The sequence below is a fragment of the Nitrobacter sp. 62-13 genome, from assembly GCF_001896955.1.
GTDB lineage: Bacteria > Pseudomonadota > Alphaproteobacteria > Rhizobiales > Xanthobacteraceae > Nitrobacter.
In genome coordinates this window covers 1-3,510 of sequence record NZ_MKRN01000089.1, presented here as the reverse complement: position 1 = coordinate 3,510, position 3,510 = coordinate 1, and the positions used below count along the sequence as shown (strand labels likewise).

General features: G+C 64.0%; 2 protein-coding genes and 1 pseudogene. 1 reads left to right on the top strand and 2 read right to left on the bottom strand.

Annotated features, from left to right (window positions below; genetic code table 11):
* Window positions 1-123: 123 nt before the first annotated feature.
* Window positions 124-903, top strand: coding sequence for an enoyl-CoA hydratase (locus BGN91_RS08210; protein ID WP_292612146.1), 780 nt, complete (start codon window positions 124-126; stop codon window positions 901-903).
* A gap of 143 nt (window positions 904-1,046) precedes the next feature.
* Here BGN91_RS08210 and BGN91_RS08205 read toward each other — a convergent pair whose 3' ends face one another.
* Both BGN91_RS08205 and BGN91_RS08200 read right to left on the bottom strand, forming a co-directional pair.
* Window positions 1,047-2,897 carry an acetyl-CoA hydrolase/transferase C-terminal domain-containing protein gene (locus BGN91_RS08205; protein ID WP_292612145.1) on the bottom strand — a complete coding sequence of 617 codons (1,851 nt, stop codon included), beginning with the start codon at window positions 2,895-2,897 and terminating at the stop codon, window positions 1,047-1,049.
* Window positions 2,898-2,978: 81 nt separating this feature from the next.
* A pseudogene (locus BGN91_RS08200) lies at window positions 2,979-3,510 on the bottom strand (threonine ammonia-lyase); the annotation flags it as partial.

Here is a 3,510-nt window from a genome sequence, read left to right as displayed (position 1 = left end):
CAGTGCCGTCGGCGCCGCAGGCCGGCGCAAACGAGCGCAGCCTTGCGGCGTCGCTTGACCGCAGGCACATTGCCAGCCGACACACATCCGTCGCGGCGTGCAGCGAGATAAGCGGGTTGGATCATGAGCAAGTTCGAACACATCGTTGTCGAGAGCAAGGGCGCGGTCGGCATCATCAGGCTGAACCGGCCGAAAATTCTCAACGCGTTGTCATTCGCAGTGTTTCGCGAAATCGCGACCGCGGTTGACGATCTCGAGGCCGACGATGGCATCGGCTGCATCCTGATCACCGGCAACGAAAAGGCTTTTGCCGCCGGCGCCGACATCAAGGAAATGCAGCCGAAAAACTTCATCGATATGTTCACCGAGGACTTCCAGGCGATCGGCAGCGATCGCGTCGCCATCTGCCGCAAGCCGACGGTCGCGGCGGTAAGCGGCTATGCGCTCGGCGGCGGCTGCGAACTCGCCATGATGTGCGACTTCATCATCGCCTCCGACACCGCGAAATTCGGGCAGCCCGAAATCACGCTCGGCACCATTCCCGGCATCGGCGGCACCCAGCGCCTGACCCGCGCCGTCGGCAAGGCCAAGGCGATGGACCTCTGTCTCACCGGGCGGATGATGGACGCGACGGAAGCCGAGCGGTCGGGGCTTGTGAGCCGCATCGTGCCCGTCGACAGGTTGATGGACGAAGCGATCGCCGCCGCCGAGAAGATCGCCTCGATGTCCCGTCCCGCCGCGGCGATGGCCAAGAGCGCCGTCAATCGCGCTTTCGAGACGACGCTGTCGGAAGGCATGAACGTCGAACGCGACTTGTTCCGCTCGACCTTCGCGCTGGAAGACCGCGCCGAAGGCATGGCGGCGTTCGTCGAGAAGCGCAAGCCGAACAACAGGAACAGATAATCGAAAAACGCGTGTCCACATATCCCGTTCATGCAGACGCCATCATACGCGGGCTTGATCCGCGTGTTCATCCATCATCGCGAAACTTTTTTTTGGATCGGCCGGATCGTCTGCGCGAAGACGCGCGTCACCCTCACGACGGCTTATGTCCCGCCGCTTCGCTTCAGCGCGCCGTTGAGCAACGCGCGATAGAGCCTGTCCGAAAACAAATTCGGACGATCGAGTCCCATGCGCGCGAGCGCAGGCTGTATCGACGCATCGCCGGGGCGCAATCCTTCCATCAGCAAACCGGCGAGAGCCAATGGCGAGCGCGATGCATCGCGCAGGAATTCGAGCGCGGGGATCAGCCGCTGTTCCACCTCGGTGAAATCGCTGCCGAACGGAAACGCCGGCAGCAGGCCAGCCGCTTGCGCGGGCTTCAGCGCAGCGGCGACACGCGCCGGCGTATTGTCGCAATGCGCCGCCGGAATCCGGTGATCGCGCGGCAGCTTTCCCGCATCGACCGCCTGCCGCATCAACCGGTCCTGGAAACGTGAATCCGCGACGTTGAGCATCGCCGCGATCACCTCGGCGTCGGACTTGCCGCGCAGATCCGCCACGCCGTATTCGGTGACGACGATATCGCGCAGGTGGCGCGGGATGGTGCCATGACCATAGGACCAGCGGATGTTGGACACCACGCCGTGCTTCTCGCGCCGCGTCGATTCCAGCGTAAGAATCGAACGCGCGCCTTCGAGCGCGAAGGCCTGCGCGACGAAATTGTACTGACCGCCGACGCCGCTCACCACCTGACCGTTGTCGAGACCGTCGGAGATCGCGGCTCCCATCAGGGTCGCCATCATGGCGTTGTTGACGAAGCGCGCGTCGACGCGGGCGCGGCGCCTGGCGGCCTCATCGCCGTACAATTCGTTGGTGAAGGACACCGCCGTCATCTGGATGCGCGTGCGCTGCGCGGGCGTCATCTCGCGCAAGGCGCGGTATAACGATTGCGGACCCAGAAAGAACGCGCCGTGCAGGACAGCGCCGTCGACCTCGCGCCTGAGCACGCCTGCCTCGATCAGCCCGAGGAACGCCTCGAACACCATTTCGCTGACGCCATAAAGCCCGGTTGCGAACGGCGCGGTTTCTTTCATCGCGCTATTCGGCGCGAGCCGCGCCGCGATGTCGCGAAAACGCGCGTTGTCGCGATGACGCAGGATCAGGCTTTGCGCCAGCGCGTCGCCGACCTGGCCGATGCCGATCTGCAACGTGCCGCCGTCCTTGATGAGCCCCGCCGCGTGCAGGCCGATGGCGTATTTGGTATCCGACACAGGCTCGGACGGCGGCGCAAACAGGGGAAAATCGGTCTCGGGGCTGTCCAGGATGGCGCTGAATTCACTGGCCGGCAGATCGCCGGCGCCGGGCATGAACGGCAGTTGCGAATTGACCTGCCCCACCAGCTTGAACGACGCCCGGCCGGCAGCGCGGGCGCGCAGAAGATCGAGCGTGGTGTCGGTGTTGCAGCTCAGACTGTAGCGCGTCTCGCCGTCCACGACGCGCTTGGCCACGAGCTGGGTGATGACGTTGAGGCCGCGGTCGAGGATATAGGATGCAGCGTGGGTGTAGTTGGCGGCGATGTAGTGTTGCTGGGCATAGGCGTTGCGCAGCCACTTACCGGCCAGGAAAAAGAATTCGGTGACCTTGATGTTCGGCGGCAGCTCGCCTTTGTGCAAGGCGGCGGCGTAATCGAGGTCGGGCCAGCCGCCGAACAGGCGATCGATCACCGGTGCGATGAACCGCTTCTCCAATTCGTTCGACGGCCGCGGTTTCTCCAGCGTCAGCGCGGAGAAGAAAGTCAGGTCGAGACTGCGATCCGCGGCGGCGCGCTGATAAAGCGCATTGATGATGTGATTGGCCTTGCCGAGCCCGAGCGGCAATCCCACCATCAGATGAGGACCGACATCACGAATGATGTCGTCGACGATCGCGGCGGGATCGGTGAAAATCTTCGGCATCAGCAAATGGTCCGCATGTCGATCAAATTTGGCCGCCTTCCCGCTTTCCATGCTGCGGCTCTCGCCGCAACGAGGCTATCGTCATTCGTTCAAATCCCGGGACAGTACCAGCCGGTCGCGGCGGCGCGCCCTCACGCCTTTTGCTTCAAGGCCGGCAACGATGGCGCTGCCGTGCGCCGTGTCCTGCGCTTCGATCACCAGTTCGACCTCGGTCATGTTGGCGGACAACGCGCTGAACAGGCGCTGATGCTGCACCTCGACGATGTTGCCGCGAAGCTCTGCAATGATGCAGGCGAGTTCGGCCAGCGCGCCCGGCTTGTCGGATATCTCCACCACGAGATCGATCAGCCGGCCGTCGCGCACCAGTCCGCGCATCAGCACATTGGCGAGCGTGCGCGTGTCGATGTTGCCGCCGGATATGATCAACCCGACTTTCCGTCCGACAAACCGGGCGGGATTGCTCATCAGCGCCGCCAGCGCGGCCGCGCCCGCGCCTTCCGTCACGGTCTTCTCGATTTCCAGCATCTGGATGACGGCCTTTTCGATCAGGCGCTCCGCCACCGTCATCACCTCGATGCCATATTCGCGCAGGATCGCCAGCGGCAGCGCGCCG